This is a genomic window from Ulvibacter antarcticus (assembly GCF_003688405.1).
GTDB classification, from domain to species: domain Bacteria; phylum Bacteroidota; class Bacteroidia; order Flavobacteriales; family Flavobacteriaceae; genus Ulvibacter; species Ulvibacter antarcticus.
In genome coordinates this window covers 411,345-429,655 of the sequence record NZ_REFC01000013.1, presented here as the reverse complement: position 1 = coordinate 429,655, position 18,311 = coordinate 411,345, and the positions used below count along the sequence as shown (strand labels likewise).

Annotated in this window: 10 protein-coding genes; 4 read left to right on the top strand and 6 right to left on the bottom strand. The window is 36.8% G+C overall.

All coding sequences use genetic code 11. The features are described from left to right. Positions 1-73: 73 nt before the first annotated feature. Complete coding sequence (locus tag BXY75_RS10820) at positions 74-2,887, top strand: alpha-amylase family glycosyl hydrolase (protein ID WP_121907766.1); 2,814 nt, start codon at positions 74-76, stop codon at positions 2,885-2,887. 325 nt (positions 2,888-3,212) lie between these two features. Here the strand turns inward: BXY75_RS10820 and BXY75_RS10815 are convergent, their stop codons facing one another. The 3 genes from BXY75_RS10815 to BXY75_RS10805 form a co-directional block, all read right to left on the bottom strand. Next, positions 3,213-5,195 carry a protein-disulfide reductase DsbD family protein gene (locus tag BXY75_RS10815; protein WP_121907765.1) on the bottom strand — a complete coding sequence of 661 codons (1,983 nt, stop codon included), beginning with the start codon at positions 5,193-5,195 and terminating at the stop codon, positions 3,213-3,215. Between the two features lie 7 nt (positions 5,196-5,202). Then, positions 5,203-6,513 (bottom strand): tRNA lysidine(34) synthetase TilS, encoded by a 1,311-nt coding sequence (gene tilS, locus BXY75_RS10810; RefSeq protein WP_121907764.1) that lies wholly within the window; start codon positions 6,511-6,513, stop codon positions 5,203-5,205. Between the two features lie 205 nt (positions 6,514-6,718). Next, positions 6,719-8,026 carry an anthranilate synthase component I family protein gene (locus BXY75_RS10805; RefSeq protein ID WP_121907763.1) on the bottom strand — a complete coding sequence of 436 codons (1,308 nt, stop codon included), beginning with the start codon at positions 8,024-8,026 and terminating at the stop codon, positions 6,719-6,721. 74 nt (positions 8,027-8,100) lie between these two features. Between BXY75_RS10805 and BXY75_RS10800 the strand changes: the two genes are divergently transcribed. The 3 genes from BXY75_RS10800 to BXY75_RS10790 all read left to right on the top strand — a co-directional run bounded on the left by BXY75_RS10800 (position 8,101) and on the right by BXY75_RS10790 (position 14,264). Beyond that, positions 8,101-11,616, top strand: coding sequence for a TraB/GumN family protein (locus BXY75_RS10800; protein ID WP_121907762.1), 3,516 nt, complete (start codon positions 8,101-8,103; stop codon positions 11,614-11,616). Positions 11,617-11,819: 203 nt separating this feature from the next. Beyond that, a complete protein-coding gene (locus BXY75_RS10795) occupies positions 11,820-13,031 on the top strand; it encodes a hypothetical protein (protein WP_121907761.1) in 1,212 nt (403 codons plus the stop codon). Positions 13,032-13,061: 30 nt separating this feature from the next. Beyond that, complete coding sequence (locus BXY75_RS10790) at positions 13,062-14,264, top strand: hypothetical protein (protein WP_121907760.1); 1,203 nt, start codon at positions 13,062-13,064, stop codon at positions 14,262-14,264. An 88-nt stretch (positions 14,265-14,352) separates the two neighbouring features. Here the strand turns inward: BXY75_RS10790 and BXY75_RS10785 are convergent, their stop codons facing one another. From BXY75_RS10785 to BXY75_RS10775, 3 genes are all read right to left on the bottom strand, one after another. Then, a complete protein-coding gene (locus BXY75_RS10785; RefSeq protein WP_121907759.1) occupies positions 14,353-15,261 on the bottom strand; it encodes a T9SS type A sorting domain-containing protein in 909 nt (302 codons plus the stop codon). A 197-nt stretch (positions 15,262-15,458) separates the two neighbouring features. After that, the gene (lpdA, locus tag BXY75_RS10780) at positions 15,459-16,862 is read right to left on the bottom strand and encodes a dihydrolipoyl dehydrogenase (protein ID WP_121907758.1); all 1,404 of its coding nucleotides are present in this window, start codon (positions 16,860-16,862) and stop codon (positions 15,459-15,461) included. A gap of 145 nt (positions 16,863-17,007) precedes the next feature. Next, positions 17,008-18,165: a hypothetical protein gene (locus tag BXY75_RS10775; protein WP_121907757.1), complete on the bottom strand. Its 1,158-nt coding sequence runs from the start codon at positions 18,163-18,165 to the stop codon at positions 17,008-17,010. Positions 18,166-18,311: the final 146 nt, after the last annotated feature.

Sequence of the window (18,311 nt, the reverse complement as noted above, 5' to 3'; positions counted from 1 at the left end):
TTTTCACTAATTATTTGTTATGCTAAAGGAGGAATGTTAAACTATTCCTCCTTTTTTTATTTAAAACTCACCTATGAAAAAGTTATTTCTTTACTCGATTTTATTATTTATATCCCTTTGTGCAAAAGCACAAGTACAAACAGTAAGCTTTGATGTTTCTCCTGCAACTTTCGATGCGGCTGATGAAATAACGATAACTGTATCCAATATAGACCCAAGCCTTTGGGGTGTATCAGATATCTACCTATGGGCATGGTATTTTGATGAAAATGATAATCCGGCAGGAGACTCTCCAACCAATGGTAGTTGGACAGATTCTAATGAGATCCAAAAGTTCACGAACAATGGTAATGGTACATTCTCATATACCTTTACTCCCTCCATTCTTTTCAATGATAGTAATATCGGGCGTATTGGAATGCTAGCTAAAGCAGATGATGCCAGTGATATGGGCAATGGAGAACGCAAAACACAGGACAATCTGGTGGAAGTAGGAACCTTTCAAACCACCTTGGTACATCCTGCACAACAAAATACTATTGTTAATTCTGGAAATTCTTTATTAATTGAAGCCGTTTCCAGCATTCAGGCAAATTTTACCCTTTGGGCCAACGGAACTTCAGTTGAAACACAAAATAACATCACCAATTTTACAACTTCATATACGGTGAATGAGGACACTTATTTCGAACTTTTCATTACTGAACCCATTTCAGGAGAAGAGATTATTAAAACCTTTAACGTAATTCTTACACCAAATCCACAATCCATACCAGTTCCATCCGGAATGAAAGATGGAATAAATCTGGATCCTAACAATTCCGATATTGCAACCCTTGTGTTATATGCTCCTGAAAAAGACTTTGTACACCTAATTGGAAACTTTAATAGTAATGATTGGAGGCTTTCAAACACTTATTTGCTTAATAGGGATACCGCAACAGATCGACATTGGATTACTTTAACGGGCTTAGACAGCGGAAATCCTAACGTATTATTCCAATATCTTGTTGATGCTCAAATTACGGTTGCAGACCCCTACTCTACAGCTGTTTTAAATGAATTTGATGATCAATATATTTCTCAAACTACTTTTCCGGATCTTCCTCAATATCCTGTTGGAAAAACAAGCTTCGCCATAAGTTGGTTCAAGGTTGGGGAAACTCCTTATAATTGGCAGATCAATGATTTTGAAAAACCCGCACAAGAAGATCTTATTATTTATGAGATGCTTATTCGTGATTTCGTTTCTTTACATAGCTTCGACGCCATAAAAAATAAATTGAACTATCTTCAAAACTTAAATATAAATGCAATTGAATTACTGCCAGTAAATGAATTTGACGGCAATTTAAGCTGGGGATACAATCCTGGCTTTCACATGGCATTGGATAAATATTACGGAACCAAGAATGCATTCAAAGCTTTTATTGATGAATGCCATTCAAGAGGTATCGCAGTGATATTGGATGTGGTTTACAACCATGCTACCGGACAAAACCCCAACTACCGTATGTGGAATGATTGCAATGGTTGTTATGGAGGTCAGGCGACCACTGAAAACCCATACTTTAACGTAGTTGATCCCAACACAGCTTTTCAGTTTTTTAATGATATTGACCATGAATCGACTGCAACACAAGCTTATATCGATCAATTGAATGAGTATTGGTTGGAAGAATTTAAAATTGATGGATATCGTTTTGATTTCACAAAAGGATTTACAAATACCGTTGGTGATGGCGGTAGCTATGATGCTTCCAGAATAGCCATCCTGGAGAGAATGTATAATGAAATTCGCACTTTTGATTCGAATGCTTACGTGATCTTAGAACATTTTGCACCTAATTCTGAAGAAACCGAACTTATTGAATACAGAGCAACATCAGATCCTTTGGAACCAGGGATGTTAGTCTGGAGCAATCATAATTACAATTACAATGAAGGAACTATGGGTTATCCCAATTCTAATTTTTCCTCGATTTCATATTTAAACAGAGGGTGGTCAACACCATCAAGTGTTGGTTATATGGAAAGTCATGATGAAGAACGACTAAGCTATAAAAATCTGGCTTTTGGAAATAATAGTGGTACCTACGATGTTAAGGATTTAGAAACTTCATTGGACCGTATGGAGCTCGCGGGAGCTTTTTATTTTACTATTCCTGGACCAAAAATGATATGGCAATTTGGAGAACTAGGATACGACTTTAGCATCAACTACTGCGAAAATGGCACAATCGATCCTGGTTGCCGGGTAGACCCAAAGCCCATTGCCTGGGATTTAGGCTACCAAAATATCACTTCCAGAACCGATGTATATTCTCAATGGAGTCAGTTATTACGTCTAAGAAAGCAGAATGCTATCTTTAATACAAACGACTTTACTTTAGACGTTGCTAATCCAAATGGATTGAAGAAAATTCAACTTTATGATCCAACAGCCACAGGCTCGCAAGTAAAGTATGTTACGATACTAGGGAATTTTGGCGTAGAAGCTCAAAATATAGTGCCTGTATTTCAAGAAACCGGAACTTGGTATGATATGTTAACCGCTTCAGAAACTACGATTACTGATGTAAATGCCCCTATTTTACTACAGCCGGGAGAATATCGATTATATGCAAACGAAATTGCTACTTTAGGACTTTCCGAAGTATCGTTAACCGAAATTCAACTGTATCCGAATCCAGCGCATAATCACTTTAGTCTTTCAGAAGATATTTCCAAAATATACATTTATGAGCTGTCTGGAAAGATGATTGCGGAGTTTGAAAATTATAAAAAAGGTGACGAAATTAGTGTCGAAAAATATCAAAATGGTATCTATTTCATCAATGCGGTGACAAATGAGAAGTCTCAAAATTTTAAATTAATGAAATTTTAACAAAATATACGTGTTTATACGTATTGATTCGAAGAATCATTTGGGCTACATTTGACTTATGAATTAGTGAATGTTAGTCGAACATTTTTTTTGTGGGGATAAAAAATTTATTCGACGAAGCAATTAAAATTTACTAAGTTAGGTTTGTTACAAGCGTCTCAACTACCAAGTTGAGACGTTTTGTTATTTAAACTGGTTCTGTCTCTACAATTACAGCTGGATGAAAGTTACTATTTCCAATGTCTCGAAACAGCAACTTACTCATAAAAAAATGGATCCTCAAAAAGAGAACCCATCTTATATTTACTAGTAAGACTCTACTATTCTATTTTTTAAAATTCGCCTTCCCTTCCTTTAACCAATTAAGGTATTCATCGGCATCTGGTGTATAACCTACCGGCTTATTCAGTAAATTAAATTCTGAATCCATTAAAATATAATATGGCTGGGAGTTATTTTTAAAGTTAACAGTTTGAAAAGTCGCCCACTTATCCCCTATTGTATGTATCTGTTTAACTCCTCCTGTGGGTTTTAAGAAATTGAATTTTTCTTCTTCGGAAAGCTCCTTTCTGTCGTCGACATAAAGCGATATTAAAACATATTCTTCATTTATGATCTTAAAGATCTCATCCTCACTCCATACCTGTTCTTCCATTTTTCGGCAATTTACACATGCCCATCCTGTGAAGTCCAACATGATAGGTTTCCCTGAAGCCTTCGCAGCAGCTACACCTTCATCAAAATCCTTATAGGCTTCTAAGCCCAGCGGAGCACTAGTTCCTTTGTCGTACAAGCTGTAAAACAAGGGCGGTGGAAAACCACTTAACAACTTTAAGTTAGCATACTTAGTATTTGTCAATCCTGGAATTAAATAGAGTACGAAAACAAAACACAATGTTCCAATCGCAATATTCCCCATTGGTAATTTCTTTTTCCTAGGACCATCATGTGGAAATCGAATAAATCCGAATAAGTACAATCCTAGACCTAAGGCACATAAAATCCAGATTCCGATAAATATTTCACGTTTTAATAATCCCCAGTGTTCCACTAAATCGGCGTTCGATAAGAATTTGAAAGCCAAGCCTAATTCAATAAACCCTAATACTACTTTTACAGTATTTAGCCATCCACCACTCTTTGGGAGGGTGTTTAACCAATTCGGAAATAGAGCAAATAAGGCGAAAGGCAACGCTAATGCCAATCCGAAACCTCCCATTCCAAAAGTTAACTGCATGGCTCCTCCATCACTTGAAAGTGAACCTCCTAATAAAGAACCAAGGATAGGTCCTGTACATGAAAAGGAAACGATTGCTAAAGTTAAGGCCATAAAGAAAATTCCAATGACACCGCCAATACTTGTTGCTTTATCATCCATTTTCGAACTCCATGAACTAGGCAAAGTAATTTCGTAGTATCCAAAAAACGAAAATGCAAATACCATGAAAATGACGAAGAACACTACATTTAGCGTAACATTGGTTGAAATATTATTGAGTATTTCCGGGTCTAAGGAGTCTAATAAATGGAACGGTAGACTCAATAAAAGGTAAATCCCAAATATGAACAAGCCATATAAAATTGCGTTCCCTAAACCTTTCTTTTTATTGGAAGCACTCTTAGTGAAAAAGGAAACTGTGAGTGGAATCATAGGAAATACACAAGGCGTTAGCAATGCGATTAATCCCCCAATAAAACCTAGCAGAAATATTGTTAGAAAGCTTTTTTCAGACTTTTCTTCTTCTGTTTCGTACTTATCTTTTCCTTTAAGATCGATAGTAAGTTGTGCTGTTTTTTCTAAGTCTTCCGCTGTTAATTCGGCAGTAGTAGCCATGGCTTTTCCATCTGTCAATTTCAGCTCAAACATTTTACTCTCAGGAGGCAAACATTTTTCATCATCACAAACCGAATAATACACCTCTACTTTAATAACTAGTCCCTCTTCATTGATAACCTTAATAGGCTGAATGAAGATGGCTTTATCTGAAAAGAATACGATATCAGCTTCAAATATTGGGTCATGAACCGGTGCAACATCAGGCTCTGTGGTTCCTCCAATCAACTCATAAGTTTCTGGAGAATTATTATATGTAAATTCGGTAGGAATAGGTCCCAAGTCCACATCGGCCGCCACCTGACTATACAAATGCCATCCATCATCGATTGAAGCCTTTATTAAAATATTGTACTCGTCGCCCTGTTGTTTTTCCACTTTAACTTCCCATTCTACGGGATCCAAAAATTCTTGAGCGTTTATTGAAGCACAAAAACCAAGTACTACAATAAGGAGAGAGAGCATTTTTTTCATAGTCGGATTACGTTGTTCTGGTTACTTTTAAAATATTTTTTGTTTTATCGTCAACTTTAAATCGATCATCCGGTCGATATCCAACAACCCAAACAATTTGATTGTTGCTAGTTAAGACCCAAATTTTTTCTTTGCGAACCAAAGATAACTTTTCATCTTTAAAAAACTTACTCAATTTCTTTTTTCCCTTCATTCCAAAGGGGAAGAATACATCGCCTTCCTGCCACTTTCTCACTACAAGAGGATAGTCTATTTTATCATTATCCACGTAGATCGTACTGCTGGTAATATTCCCTATCTTGTCGATAGATTTAAGCTCCATTTGAAAAGGTTTCGTTATTTTTATTTGGTTTTTTTTTATATAAAATTCTTTTTCTTCCTTTTTTTCTGAAATTTCTGTCAGAATGAGCACATTTCTGTCCTTTAAGAGTCTGTGAGTTTCTGAAAAAACCTGTTTTCCACTCTGTGATTCCAACAATTCTGAAACAGCCTTGAAATCGGTAAATCCGAATGGTGAAGTTATTTCGTACAATAAAGCATTTGTATTTGGCAATTCCTTTAGTTTATCAATATTGATCGTATAACCTTCAGGGATTTCTTGCACTACAAGCGTATAGACCAAGGACAAGTAATCTTCTATTAAACTATAACTATCCTTCAGATGTTTTTGTGTTTTCTGAAGACTTGCAATCACTCCCGGAGCAGCTTCCTTAAAAGGAGGTAACACATTCAGACGTAAGACATTCCGAAGGTAATCTGCTTTTTTATTACTGCTATCTTCTCTCCAATACAAATTCTTTTCCTTTGCAAAATTCAAGATTTCGGCACGTGTAAAAGGCAATATAGGTCTCACCACCAACTCGTTTATTTCCTGAATTCCCGTAAGACCTTTGAGGCCGGTACCCCGAGAAAGATTGATTAAAAATGTTTCAAGATCATCATCGGCATGATGTCCAGTGACAATATAATCGTAAGTAAAGTCCTGCCTAATTTCTTCAAACCAATGATATCTCAACTGACGAGCCGCCATTTGTGTCGATAACTTATGCTCCTTTGCAAACTTCTTAGTGTCGAAAGTTTCGGTATAAACAGCAACTGAATAACTATCTGCCAATTCCACTACAAATTCTTCATCCTGATCGCTTTCCTTTCCGCGTAGCGAAAAGTTACAATGTGCCAGGCCAATTTCAAATTTTAATTGTCTCAGTAAATAACTAAGTACCACGCTGTCAAGACCGCCACTACAAGCAATAAGTAGCTTCTTACCTTGTAAAAAAGACAGTTGTTCGCTAATATGTTTTTCTAGCTTTTTGATCATGTTGTTACAAATCTAACAATTCCATTATTAGCAATGAGTATTGAGTAATGAGTGCTGGTTGATAGTTAATAGTAAATAGTAAATAGTAAATAGTAAAAATACACTTTGTCACTTCGAGCGATTTCAAATTGACTGTGAAGGAAATTGGAAATTATATCGAGAAGCTTTATTTAAATTTAAAAGTGAAATGGATTTAAACTCAATCCTAAGAAGCAGTCCCTTCCACTACTTCACGCATTGCTTTTGCTTTTAACAGGCATTCTTCATATTCTCGCTCGGGAATGGAAGCTGCAGTAATCGCTCCTCCTACAGAAAAGCTTACATAATTCCGGCTGGCGTTGTACAATATGCTTCTAATTACCACATTAAAATCGAAATCTCCATTAGGTAGAAAATAACCGATTGCACCACTGTAAAGTCCGCGTTTTGCATCTTCCAATTTCTCAATAATTTTCATGGCCGAAATTTTAGGAGCACCTGTCATACTTCCCATCGGAAATGTGCTTTTTAAAATCTCAACCGAAGTTTTTTCCGAAGAAACCGTACATCTCACTGTCGAAATCATTTGATGCACTTGTTCGAATGTATAGATACCACAAAGTTCTTCCACCTGTACACTCCCCTTTTCTGCAATTTTTGAAAGGTCATTTCGAACCAGATCCGTGATCATAATATTTTCACTTCGCTCTTTTTGATCCATCATCAATTGTGATATCATTTTTTTATCTTCGGAAGGATCTATCATTCGCTTTGCTGTTCCTTTTATTGGCTGTGAAACAACATTGCTTCCTGTTTTCTGAAGGTAACGTTCTGGCGAAGCAGAAAGCGCATAATGCTCTTCAAATTTTAAGAAAGTGGCAAAAGGTGGTTTTGAAATCGCATTAAGATGTATAAACGAAGCTAAGGGATCAATTTTAGTGTTTTCAGAAAAGAACTCCTGACAGAAATTGGCTTCATAAATATCTCCGCGATCTATATGACGTAACATTTCATTTACTTTCTGAAAATAGGAGTCTTTCGAAGTTCGTAGGCTAATTTTTACGGGATGATCCAAACTATTTGTATCCGCTTCAGAAATAACCGTATCTAAAATCTCCTGCCAATCCTCCTCCAATTCATCATCTACCATATTTAGATAATGTAGGGTCACGTTGGTTTCAGAAAATAAAAAAACCTTCTTAGGCTGAAAAAAATATAAATCCGGAAAATCAAGTCCGTCATAATTCTTAGAACTCAGGTTTTCAACATCATTTTTAACATCATAGGTAAGATAGCCAAAAAGCCAATCTTTCGTCTTTTGTTGATATTCGTTCAATTTATCGAATGCAGTATGAGCATCCGTTTTTATAGCTGTAAAAGCGTCCACAGCTAAAATAGCCTTGAATTGGCTGTGCGTCTGATTATGATCGTTAGAATCTAACCAGACAACTTCGTGAAATTGCTGCGCCCAAGTGAGAATTTTCACTTTGATCGCATCATCGAGTTTATGGCTAAGTTTTTTAGAAAATCTCAAATAATTAGTGATTAATGACTAATAAAATCAGTATTATTGAGCAAATATAAGATTAATTACCGCTCATTTCTGCTATGTTCAAGGCCTTCACACATTTTTTCTATTTACTACTATTTTTCATTATAAGTCAAGCTTGTTTAGCACAGAATCGTGACGATTATAAGTTGCTATGGGAAATAGATCATCAAAATAACACTAAGAAATCATATCTCTTTGGTACCATGCACGTTAAAGATGAACGCGCCTTTAAATTTAGTGATGCTTTAATTCCGGCCTTAGAGAAATCGGAAATGTTTGCGCTGGAAATTCATCCCGATTCTGTAACTAATAGCTTGGGCGATAATTTTTTTGCCAGCGGACTCGAAAATAGCTTTAAACGAATTTTAACGGCCGATGAGTATAAACGATTATCAAAACGCTTTTACGAAATAAATGGAATAGAGATCGATAGTTTTCCGCTGCAACACCCTTTAATGATAGAGGCGATGTTAAGCGAGGAAGTTGAAAGAGAAACCGACAAAAGAACTTTTTTAGATGCATATCTCTTCGGAATAGCAAACAATCTGGATAAACAAATTACAGGACTTGAAAAGGTAGAGGATCAACTACCGCCTATAGAGAGTATAGATGATGAAGAAATAAGACGCAGTGTTCTTGAAATTTTAAATTCAAATGCCGAGGAAAGAAATCTCTTTCTTGAAAAGCTCACAGATATCTACTATCGCGGGGATATTGAAGAAATTTTAACCTTCGCCACAGGTTTGAATGCCATCGATAAGATCATGAAAAAGCGGAATATTACCATGGCGAATAGCATGGATAAAATCATGCAGCAGAGTTCAGTTTTCGCCGCGGTTGGAACTGCTCATTTACCGGGTAAATTTGGAATTATCGAATTGCTTCGGGAAAAAGGTTATGAGGTTCGTAAAGTTGAGGCAACATTCGATAATCCTTCCGAAGAATATAAAATCGTTCCAAACCTCAAGAAATGGCATATTGATGATAATTCAGAATTGGGACTTAGAGTCGCGACCCCGACAAAATCTGTCCCATTAGATGTGGTTGATAAAGTTAGAACTATGACTGCGACAGACCTGATCTACGGAGGTACATTTACTTATATGGCGATCGATCTTAGGGAAACCGGCTATAATAAAGATTTCGACTATGTCGAAAATATTATTAAAAATCAGATAGACGAAAGTAATGAAGAACTAATTTCTCAAAAGGATTTCAAGCGAAATGGTATAGATTTTACTGAAATTTTAATAAAAAAAGGGAAAAGTATTACCCGAATGCAAATTGCCCTTGCAAACAGCATTCTGTATTCGTTTTTTATTGAAAACTCCATCGATGAGATTAATAGCGAATACGCAAATGCATTTTTTGATTCTATTTTTATTTATGAACCAAAATTTCCAGCTTCGGTTTGGAAAACAAACAAAAATGATCTTGGTGCATATTCTATTTCGGTTCCCGGGCAGGTTCAGGATCTGTCGAGAATAGTTCCTAATCCGAACGGAGATGAAAACACGCTCTATGATCTTAAAATTTTCACTTCTCAGGACAAGGAACAGGAAATGCTTTATTTACTTAGGTACAACGACCAACCAATGGGGTATTATATCGATAATGAGGATGATTATTTGGCATATTTCAATACTTATTTTTCGGAACGAGGCACCATGCTAGGCGAGCCTAAAGCAATTGAAATAGATGGACACAAGGGTTTTGAATACGAAGTAGCTTTATCAGATAAATACAATACACTTGCTAAAGTGATATTAAGAGGGAACCGTACTTTTATGATGCTGGCTCAGAAACTGAATGAAACGGAGAAAGTTCCTAAAGAGAACAAATTTTTCAAATCTTTTTCATTTAATACGTTTGAGAAAACAGTTTTGGACACTATTATTACGTCACATCAAAATTATCGTTTTAACTTCAGGAAAGAATCTCAGATTGAAACTGACACTTTATATCCCACAAATTCAGAGTTTAATAGTTCTATAACTTATTCAACTACGAGTCCTACTTCCGGTGGTGTTTATAATTTACAGCAGTTAGAATTCAAAAAGTACGCAAAGCATAAATCGGTAGATCAATTTTATACTGATTATCTCCAAACACTACTGGAAACAGGCGATACCATTGTAAGTAATAAATCGATCGAAATTCAAGGAAATGAGGCCAGGGAAGTCCTTATACATAACAAAAACACACATATTAGACAGCGAATGCGCCTACTCCTACATGAAAATGTGCTGTCTCTCTTATTGACGTATCTAAGCGAAGAAGAGTTGGAACAAGGGAGTAGTGATGCTTTTTTTAATTCATTTGTTATTCTGAACAAATCCAAAACTAAATTCGACATTACTTCCTCGAAATCGAATGAAATTTTTAAGAATTTAAAATCAAAGGATTCGGTGGTATTTGAAAATGCTATAAATGCTTTTAATTATTACATATTCACTTCGGAAGACTATGCGTTATTGAAGAAAAATTTGAACAGGAATTATGGTGATAATGTGAAGGATACTCGTGTGAAACAAAATATAATAAATGAATTATTCTTACTTGACGAACCTAATACGCTAGCAACATTAAAAGAGTATTATCGTTCAGGAAAAGCGGCTAATCAAACTAAAATTACGATTTTAGAAGAGCTTCCACTGCTTTCTGACCCAACCATTTCCGAAACCTTTTTTGAGCTGATAGAAGAAGATAAACCCATTCGGAAAAATAACTCCTATGACATATTCTATAGATTATCCGACTCTATTTCGCTATTTACCGATCATCAGGAAACCACTCTAAAACTAATTGAAACAAATGATTTCCGAGATAAATTACTTGAGCAATACACTTCTAAAATACAATATGACAGTTCTTATGTAAAAAAGACCACTGCAGTACTGGAAAAATTTATGTCTTATAGTATGGAGGATATAGAAAATTATGTGCAGCTGGACTTACGAAACACATATGACTATTTAAATTATCAACTCATCCATAATTACATTAATCTTATAGAAGTTCTAAGGTTGGACGATCCGGAATATGTCGATATACTCAAGACCATTGCGCAATCGGTTGAAGATCGAAATTGGTTGAAAACGGAGGCTTTATTCACCGCGATTGAACTGAATATGGATATTTCCCCTCAATTAATGACCAGTGCTTTTCAAGATCTTTACTCCAGATTTGAACTTATGGAATTGATGATCAGTTTGGGTCGATCTAGTGAAATACCTCAGCAATACTTAGAGCAAGAAGAACTTGCAAAATTATCTCTATTTAATTCAGTAGGAAACTCGTCTGATGCATATCCTGATGAAATCACTTATTTAGGTGAAATGGATCACCTCGGAAAGAAATACTTAGTTTACAATTATGGTTATTCGTCTGCTTCGGAAGCAACTGAGAAACCAGAAAAAGTAGAATTGTATATGGGTATTTCCGAAGCACAACAAAGCATAGATCTGGATAATTTTGAATTAAACGACGTTTATTTTAATCCCTCCGATCTAACTGAAAATTGGAGAGAAGACGCCCGCAGTTTTCTAAGTGAACTATTCAGTACAGAATAATATAAATAACTTTTCAACTTGTTAATTTTACACTTTAACGATGTGTAGAAATTATAAAGTAAATATAAACTTACATATAATTGCATTTCATCGATATTTATAGTTCTTATATCGAATATATCTAAAAATCAATCAATTATATTTTTCGAAAAATACCAAAAGCCATAGATTTGTAATAGATGACCCCAAATTATCTACTACTTATGAAGAAAATTTACACTTTTATTGCGGTATCTCTGGTACTCTCTATTACAGTTTCCAAGGCACAGGAAGTTGGAATTGGAACTACAGATCCCAAAAGTACCTTAGACATTCAAATTGCCAATCCTAGCAGTCCTTCAAATACTGACGGTTTATTAATTCCAAGAATTAGTAATTTTCCAACTACCAATCCAGGTAATCAACAGGACGGGATGATAGTATTTCTTACTTCTGCAACAGGAACTTATAAAAAAGGGTTTCATTATTGGGACAATACCCCAAAAAAATGGATTGCCTACAATGAAGAATGGAATGATGGAAATGTTGCTCAGGTTCATAGTGGATTCACTCCAAATCTTATTTATGCAAGACAAGCAGATGCAACGGGAACCGATGTAGTGGTTTTGGATTCTGGTCATATAGGTATGGGAACAAGTGCTCCAGAAGAAAGTCTTGAATTAAAATTGGTAGGTGATAATGACATTCAAATTACAAGTGCTTCAGCTCCTGATGCCCCACAACTTACTTTTTATACAATGAATGACACTTTCGAATCACCGGATTTCATGAATGACGATGATCCAATTGGTTATATCACAGGTAAAGTTTGGGCCGGAAGTGGTAAGTCGGGTGATGTTGCAAACATTCAATTAAAAGCAGATGGAAATCACTCCTCTGGAAATCTCCCAACTAAAATAGAATTTGCCGTGACCGAACCAGGAGATAGTGGTATTACAGAACATGAACCTGAAATGGTGATTCGTAGTACCGGAAATGTAGGGATTGGAATTACAAATCCTACAGCGGTACTCAACTTGAAAGCCGGTACTTCATCAGCGAACTCAGCTCCCCTTAAACTAACAGCAGGCACTAATTTGTCAACCGCAGAACAAGGTGCTATAGAATTTGATGGAACCAATCTTTATTTCACCCCAAATACTACCAGAAAAGTATTTTTAAATGGTGTTTCAAATAGCCAAAGTCTCAACTTTCCAAATATTGGATCCAGAGGCACTTCAGAATTAACAATGTCCGTAACAGGAGCAATTACTACGAGCTCTTGCTCATGTGCCCCTGCTCCGGGTATTGAAAACAACTTACAATGGAGTTGTTATGTGAGTTCAGCAGGCGTAGTAACGATACGGCTTACAAACGTTTCAAGCGGAAGCGTAAATCCTTCAGACCGAAATTGGAAGGTCACAGTAATAGATTAAAAGTAAGTCGAATTCTACAATATTATCGATATGAAATTAACAACAATATTAGCTTATATAAGTATTTCGACCTTCACACTGTCCTGCTACGCGCAGGTTGGTATTAGATCGAATAATCCACGCAGCATACTAGATATTAGTGCTTCTAATAAAGTAAATCCCACATCAAAGGATGGAATATTGCTGCCTCGAATTGAAAATTTCCCTACAACGAATCCAACAGCCGATCAGGATGGGCTACTGGTTTTTTTAGTAGCAGATACAGGCACATTTCAAAAAGGACTTCATTATTGGGACAATTCTTTAGCACAATGGCTGGATTATGGCGCAGAATGGCGTGATGGCTATAATGACGATGATGAGGATCTAATGTATGCGAGACAAGCTGCGGTTAATGGAGTTGATGTAGTAATTCAAGATAGCGGTCGTATTGGTATGGGAACTAAGAACCCTGAAGAGAGTCTGGAACTTAAGTTTGCGGGTGATAACGATATTCAAATCACAAGTGCAGAACCACCCAACGCACCGAATCTTATATTCTTTACAACAAATGGTACATTTAGTTCGCGTCAACAATTAAACGACAATGATCCTCTTGGTGCCATAAACGGAAAAGTGTGGAATGGCACAGCAAAATCCGGTGATGTAGCTTATATCAGTCCAATTGCAGATGGTGACCACAGTAGTGGAAACTTACCAACAAAATACGATCTTTCAGTAACAGGGAATGGTGATGAAACTGCCTATGAAAATGGTCTCGAAATGACTATTAGGGCTACAGGAAGAGTAGGTATTGGCACAGGAAACCCAACGGCTGCATTACAACTTAAAGCTGGAACGGCTACAGCTAATTCGGCTCCTCTAAAGCTTACTCCCGGTACTAAACTATCAACACCGGAAACCGGAACAATTGAATACGATGGAACCAGTATTTATTTTACACCTAATTCATCCAGAAGACTACTTCTCACCGGACTTAAAACTACAGCAACTCTAAATTTTCCTATTATTATCAATGGCTTAACCGATGAACTATCAGTAACTGTTCCAGGAGCTGCTGTTGGCAGTAGCTGTGATTGCAATCCATTAGGGGCAATCGAAACCGGTTTACAATGGAGTTGTTATGTAAGTTCTGCGAATACAGTTAGAGTGCGATTAAATAAAATTACAACAGGTCCTCTTGATATTGTAGACCCTGCTTCAAGAAATTGGAGAATACTTGTAATGGAATAAAATTTTATTAGAGCCCCCGATTTTGTTTCTAATAAACAAAAAACCATCCGCTTTAGGCAGATGGTTTTTTTTTGAAATTAGGTTTATATTATTCTTTTATAAACTGTGAAACGTTCTTACCTATGCTCGTCGCTACTTCAATGAAATAAATTCCTGAAGCTAATTGCGATACATCTATACGTTCTTCGGAAACTTCCGCGTTTACAACTTTGCCTTCAACTGTATATACTGAAATTGAAGTTATAAGTCTTTCCGAAGAAATATTAAGCACTCCTGAAGTTGGATTGGGATAAATTTTAAATGCCGCTAATTCTTCGCTAGAAACTCCTAAAAGAGGAGAAGCATCAAAATTAAAACTATCCAAATACCATTCTGCATCGGTTGAAACCGAAAAGAAAGAAATTCCGCCATAGCTTTCTAATTCATCGCCATCGCTATTTCTTAGCGGTGTACCATCTGCCAGGACCTGAACTCCATCTATCTTAAATCCCCAAGTATCACCCGCAGGATCCATCACAACCCGTATATCTACTTTAAACCAATTTAGTACCGGGTAAGAAAAGGATGTGGAATTTCCAGTAGGCACCGAAAATTCTTCTATCTCCCCAACAGCTGGGGATAACAGATCACGATTAAAGTGTATATTGGCAATGAAAGATCCGGAGCCTCCATTTATCAAGGTAATATCCTCAAGTATCCCAAAATAAGCTTCTCTACCTTCTGCGATATACATATAAAAATCGAGTTCGAATATTCCTTCGGTATTTAGTCCGAGATCCAGATCAATCTCACTAATTCCATCTGCCATAACAATCGCAGATTTATTGCCGGTATTGGCAAAGCCATCTACAATTTCAGGGCAATTAATTGGGCAATCGTACCACCAGGGTCCGAAGGGATCACCTGGATTATATTCCATATCATCTTGAAAATCCTGAGCAAATAAACCTAATACGAAGAAACACATCAAGGTCGCCATAACGTAGTTGTTTTTCATAATTTGTTGTTTAAAGGTTAATAAATAGTCTTTTAGTTGTTAATAAGGTACAATAAAATGTTGAAAAACAGCATATTGACCAATCATTTTTGCAAATATGAATTGGTATATTTCATATTCGCTCTTTTCAGCAAAAAACAAAAAAAAATACCATCCGCCGTTGACGAATGGTATTTCATAATGTGTTTTTATTAATTTTAGATATGCATAGCTCTATCATCTGTAGCAGCCAAGGCGGCTTCTTTCACCGCTTCTGCATAGGTGGGATGCGCGTGACTCATTCTAGCGATATCCTCGGCACTTGCACGGAACTCCATAGCGGTAACAGCTTCAGCAATTAGATCGGCGACACGAGCGCCAACCATATGTACTCCTAAAACCTCATCGGTCTTCGCATCTGAAAGAATCTTAACGAAACCATCTGTATCACCACTTGCACGGGATCTTCCCAAAGCACGCATCGGGAATTGTCCGGACTTATATGCAACACCTGCCTCCTTTAATTGTTCTTCCGTTTTACCTACCGAAGCAACTTCAGGCCAGGTATAAACTACTCCCGGGATTAGATTATAATCGATATGTGGTTTTTGTCCGGCTAATATTTCGGCAACCAACACACCTTCTTCCGAAGCTTTGTGCGCTAGCATGGGGCCTTTAATTACATCACCAATAGCGTAAATATTTTTAACGTTGGTTTGTAAATGATCATTTACCTCAACCAAGCCTCTTTCTGTGATCTTAACTCCTGCATTTTCAGGCTTTAATCCTTGAGTGAAAGCACGTCGTCCAACAGATACCAAACAATAGTCTCCGGTAAAGCTTACTTCCTTGTCTTTTTTATCGGTAGCTGTAACAGTAATTTCCTTTCCTTTTTTCGAAACTGCAGAAACTTTATGAGAAACATAAAACTTGATTCCTTGTTTCTTCATTACCTTCATCAATTCCTTACTTTGAGCACTGTCCATCGTTGGAATTATTCGATCCAAATACTCAACTACAGAAACCTCAGAGCCTAATCTTCTATAAACCTGTCCTAATTCCAGACCGATCACCCCTCCTCCAATCACCACAAGATGCTTCGGGATTTCCTTTAAGCTAAGTGCTTCAGTAGAAGTAATCACTCTGTCCTTATCCAATTTGATAAAAGGAAGCGAAGCGGGTTTACTTCCCGTAGCGATGATTGTATTTGCAGCTTCAATGGTTTCAGTTTTCTTTCCGGAGGTAATTTCGATATGCGTTGCATCCTTAAAAGCACCAATTCCAGTGAAGACATCGACCTTATTTTTATTCATAAGAAATTCAATCCCCTTTGTGGTTTGATCTACTACCGATGCTTTCCGTTCGATCATTTTCTTAAAATTAAGCTTTATCTCACCAGGAATTTCAATTCCGTGATCTGCAAAATGCTTCATCGCATCTTCGTAATGGTGTGACGAATCTAAAAGGGCTTTACTTGGTATACAACCTACGTTTAAACAGGTTCCTCCAAGGACGCTATATTTTTCTATAATTGCGGTTTTCATACCCAGTTGGGCGCAACGGATTGCAGCTACGTATCCACCGGGACCGGAACCTATTATGGCAACATCGTATTTTGACATATCTGTATTTTTTTTATAAAAAGAGAACTCCTATGCCTTAGCTTCGGAGTTTAATAACAAAGGTACAATACTGTTTACAAGTTTAAAAGTTTAAACAAGGAGAAGTTTGGTCTTTAGAGTGTGGTTGTTTCCGAAGGCAAAATAATTACCTTTCTCCGGCAGATTTTAGACTTAATTCTAATGAAAGTGCTTCTACCATCTCCTTCAAGGTCTCAATTTCCGACTCGAGACTTTGAATTTTTGAAGCATTATTCTCAATATTTTCAATAGCTTCGGAAGTGATTGCCGTGTCATTCACAGGTCTGGGAGCAGGAAGTGTTGCCCAACTTAATTGTCCAGCTCCATCGGTCTGCATCACCTGACCGGCAGTTCCACGAGAAGCAGGAAATATATAATTATCTGAAGCAGATCTTCCAATCGAGACATTTCCGAGGAAATAAGCCGCATAGGAAATACCTGAAGTTCTCAAAACACTAGAATATACACCGTATAAATCGCCTGTAGAAGAATTTGTAATTGAAATATGGTTCCCGTATTTAATTCCTGCACCAACAACCTCGAGCGCCGTTTTTTCTCCGTATTGATCACCTTCACCATGACTAAATACATTATTAAAAACTCCATAATGAATTCCATCACCTTCGCCAACAACATTGTTATAAAGTCCGGTTTTATCACCTTCGGTATCACCTGTAAGATCCTGATAGATTCCAATTTGATCACCTCCTCCTTCTTTGATCATTAGAGCATTTAAACCATATTGTATCCCGGTACCCATATTATTAGATTCAGTTCTTATAGTAGATAGCGGACCGTTTCCGGGCACATCTAATTCTACAAAGAGAGTTATGTCCTGATCGTGAGTCACCACGCTTAATGGGTAAGGCGTTGTATCTTTACCAATAGAAACATTACCATGGGTGTAAATATGATCAATAATTGACATAGGAATATCGGTTGTTTCGGCTATATACCAATCGGCATCACCTCCGCCACCAGTAGTTCCGGAAGCTCCATTTAAAAATACCCAAACAGTGCCGTCGAAATAATAAATACCAATACCATTTCCACCGGCAGTCGTGGTGTTTGTATTGTAAATAAGCATTCCTTCTCCAACGGTATTAACAGTGTCAATCCTATTGTTAGTGACGTCATCCAATGATACTCTGGGGATAAGAATACCTTTATCGGTGGCTGTAATGTCTAAGATTGAGGATGGGTCCGGAGTAATAGTACCAATTCCCACTTGAGCAGTGGAAATGCCTGAAATAAATAACAGGCAAGCAAAAAATCTGAATTTCATGAAAGTTAGGTTAGCAGCAGGCTGATTTTGAGCTTAATCGGGGGTGCGAAAGTACACTAGTTTATCAGAGAATTTTGTTAAAGAAATCTAAAAATATTTAACTTTAACATAATTAAGTTGTTTTTAATCAGGTAAATAGGGTGATT

Excerpts from the sequence above, each read along its gene's own strand:
- BXY75_RS10820 (WP_121907766.1), top strand. The coding sequence starts at position 74 with ATGAAAAAGTTATTTCTTTACTCGATTTTATTATTTATATCCCTTTGT.
- BXY75_RS10815 (WP_121907765.1), bottom strand. The coding sequence starts at position 5,195 with ATGAAAAAAATGCTCTCTCTCCTTATTGTAGTACTTGGTTTTTGTGCT.
- tilS (WP_121907764.1), bottom strand. The coding sequence starts at position 6,513 with ATGATCAAAAAGCTAGAAAAACATATTAGCGAACAACTGTCTTTTTTA.
- BXY75_RS10800 (WP_121907762.1), top strand. The coding sequence starts at position 8,101 with ATGTTCAAGGCCTTCACACATTTTTTCTATTTACTACTATTTTTCATT.
- BXY75_RS10795 (WP_121907761.1), top strand. The coding sequence starts at position 11,820 with ATGAAGAAAATTTACACTTTTATTGCGGTATCTCTGGTACTCTCTATT.
- BXY75_RS10790 (WP_121907760.1), top strand. The coding sequence starts at position 13,062 with ATGAAATTAACAACAATATTAGCTTATATAAGTATTTCGACCTTCACA.
- BXY75_RS10785 (WP_121907759.1), bottom strand. The coding sequence starts at position 15,261 with ATGAAAAACAACTACGTTATGGCGACCTTGATGTGTTTCTTCGTATTA.
- lpdA (WP_121907758.1), bottom strand. The coding sequence starts at position 16,862 with ATGTCAAAATACGATGTTGCCATAATAGGTTCCGGTCCCGGTGGATAC.
- BXY75_RS10775 (WP_121907757.1), bottom strand. The coding sequence starts at position 18,165 with ATGAAATTCAGATTTTTTGCTTGCCTGTTATTTATTTCAGGCATTTCC.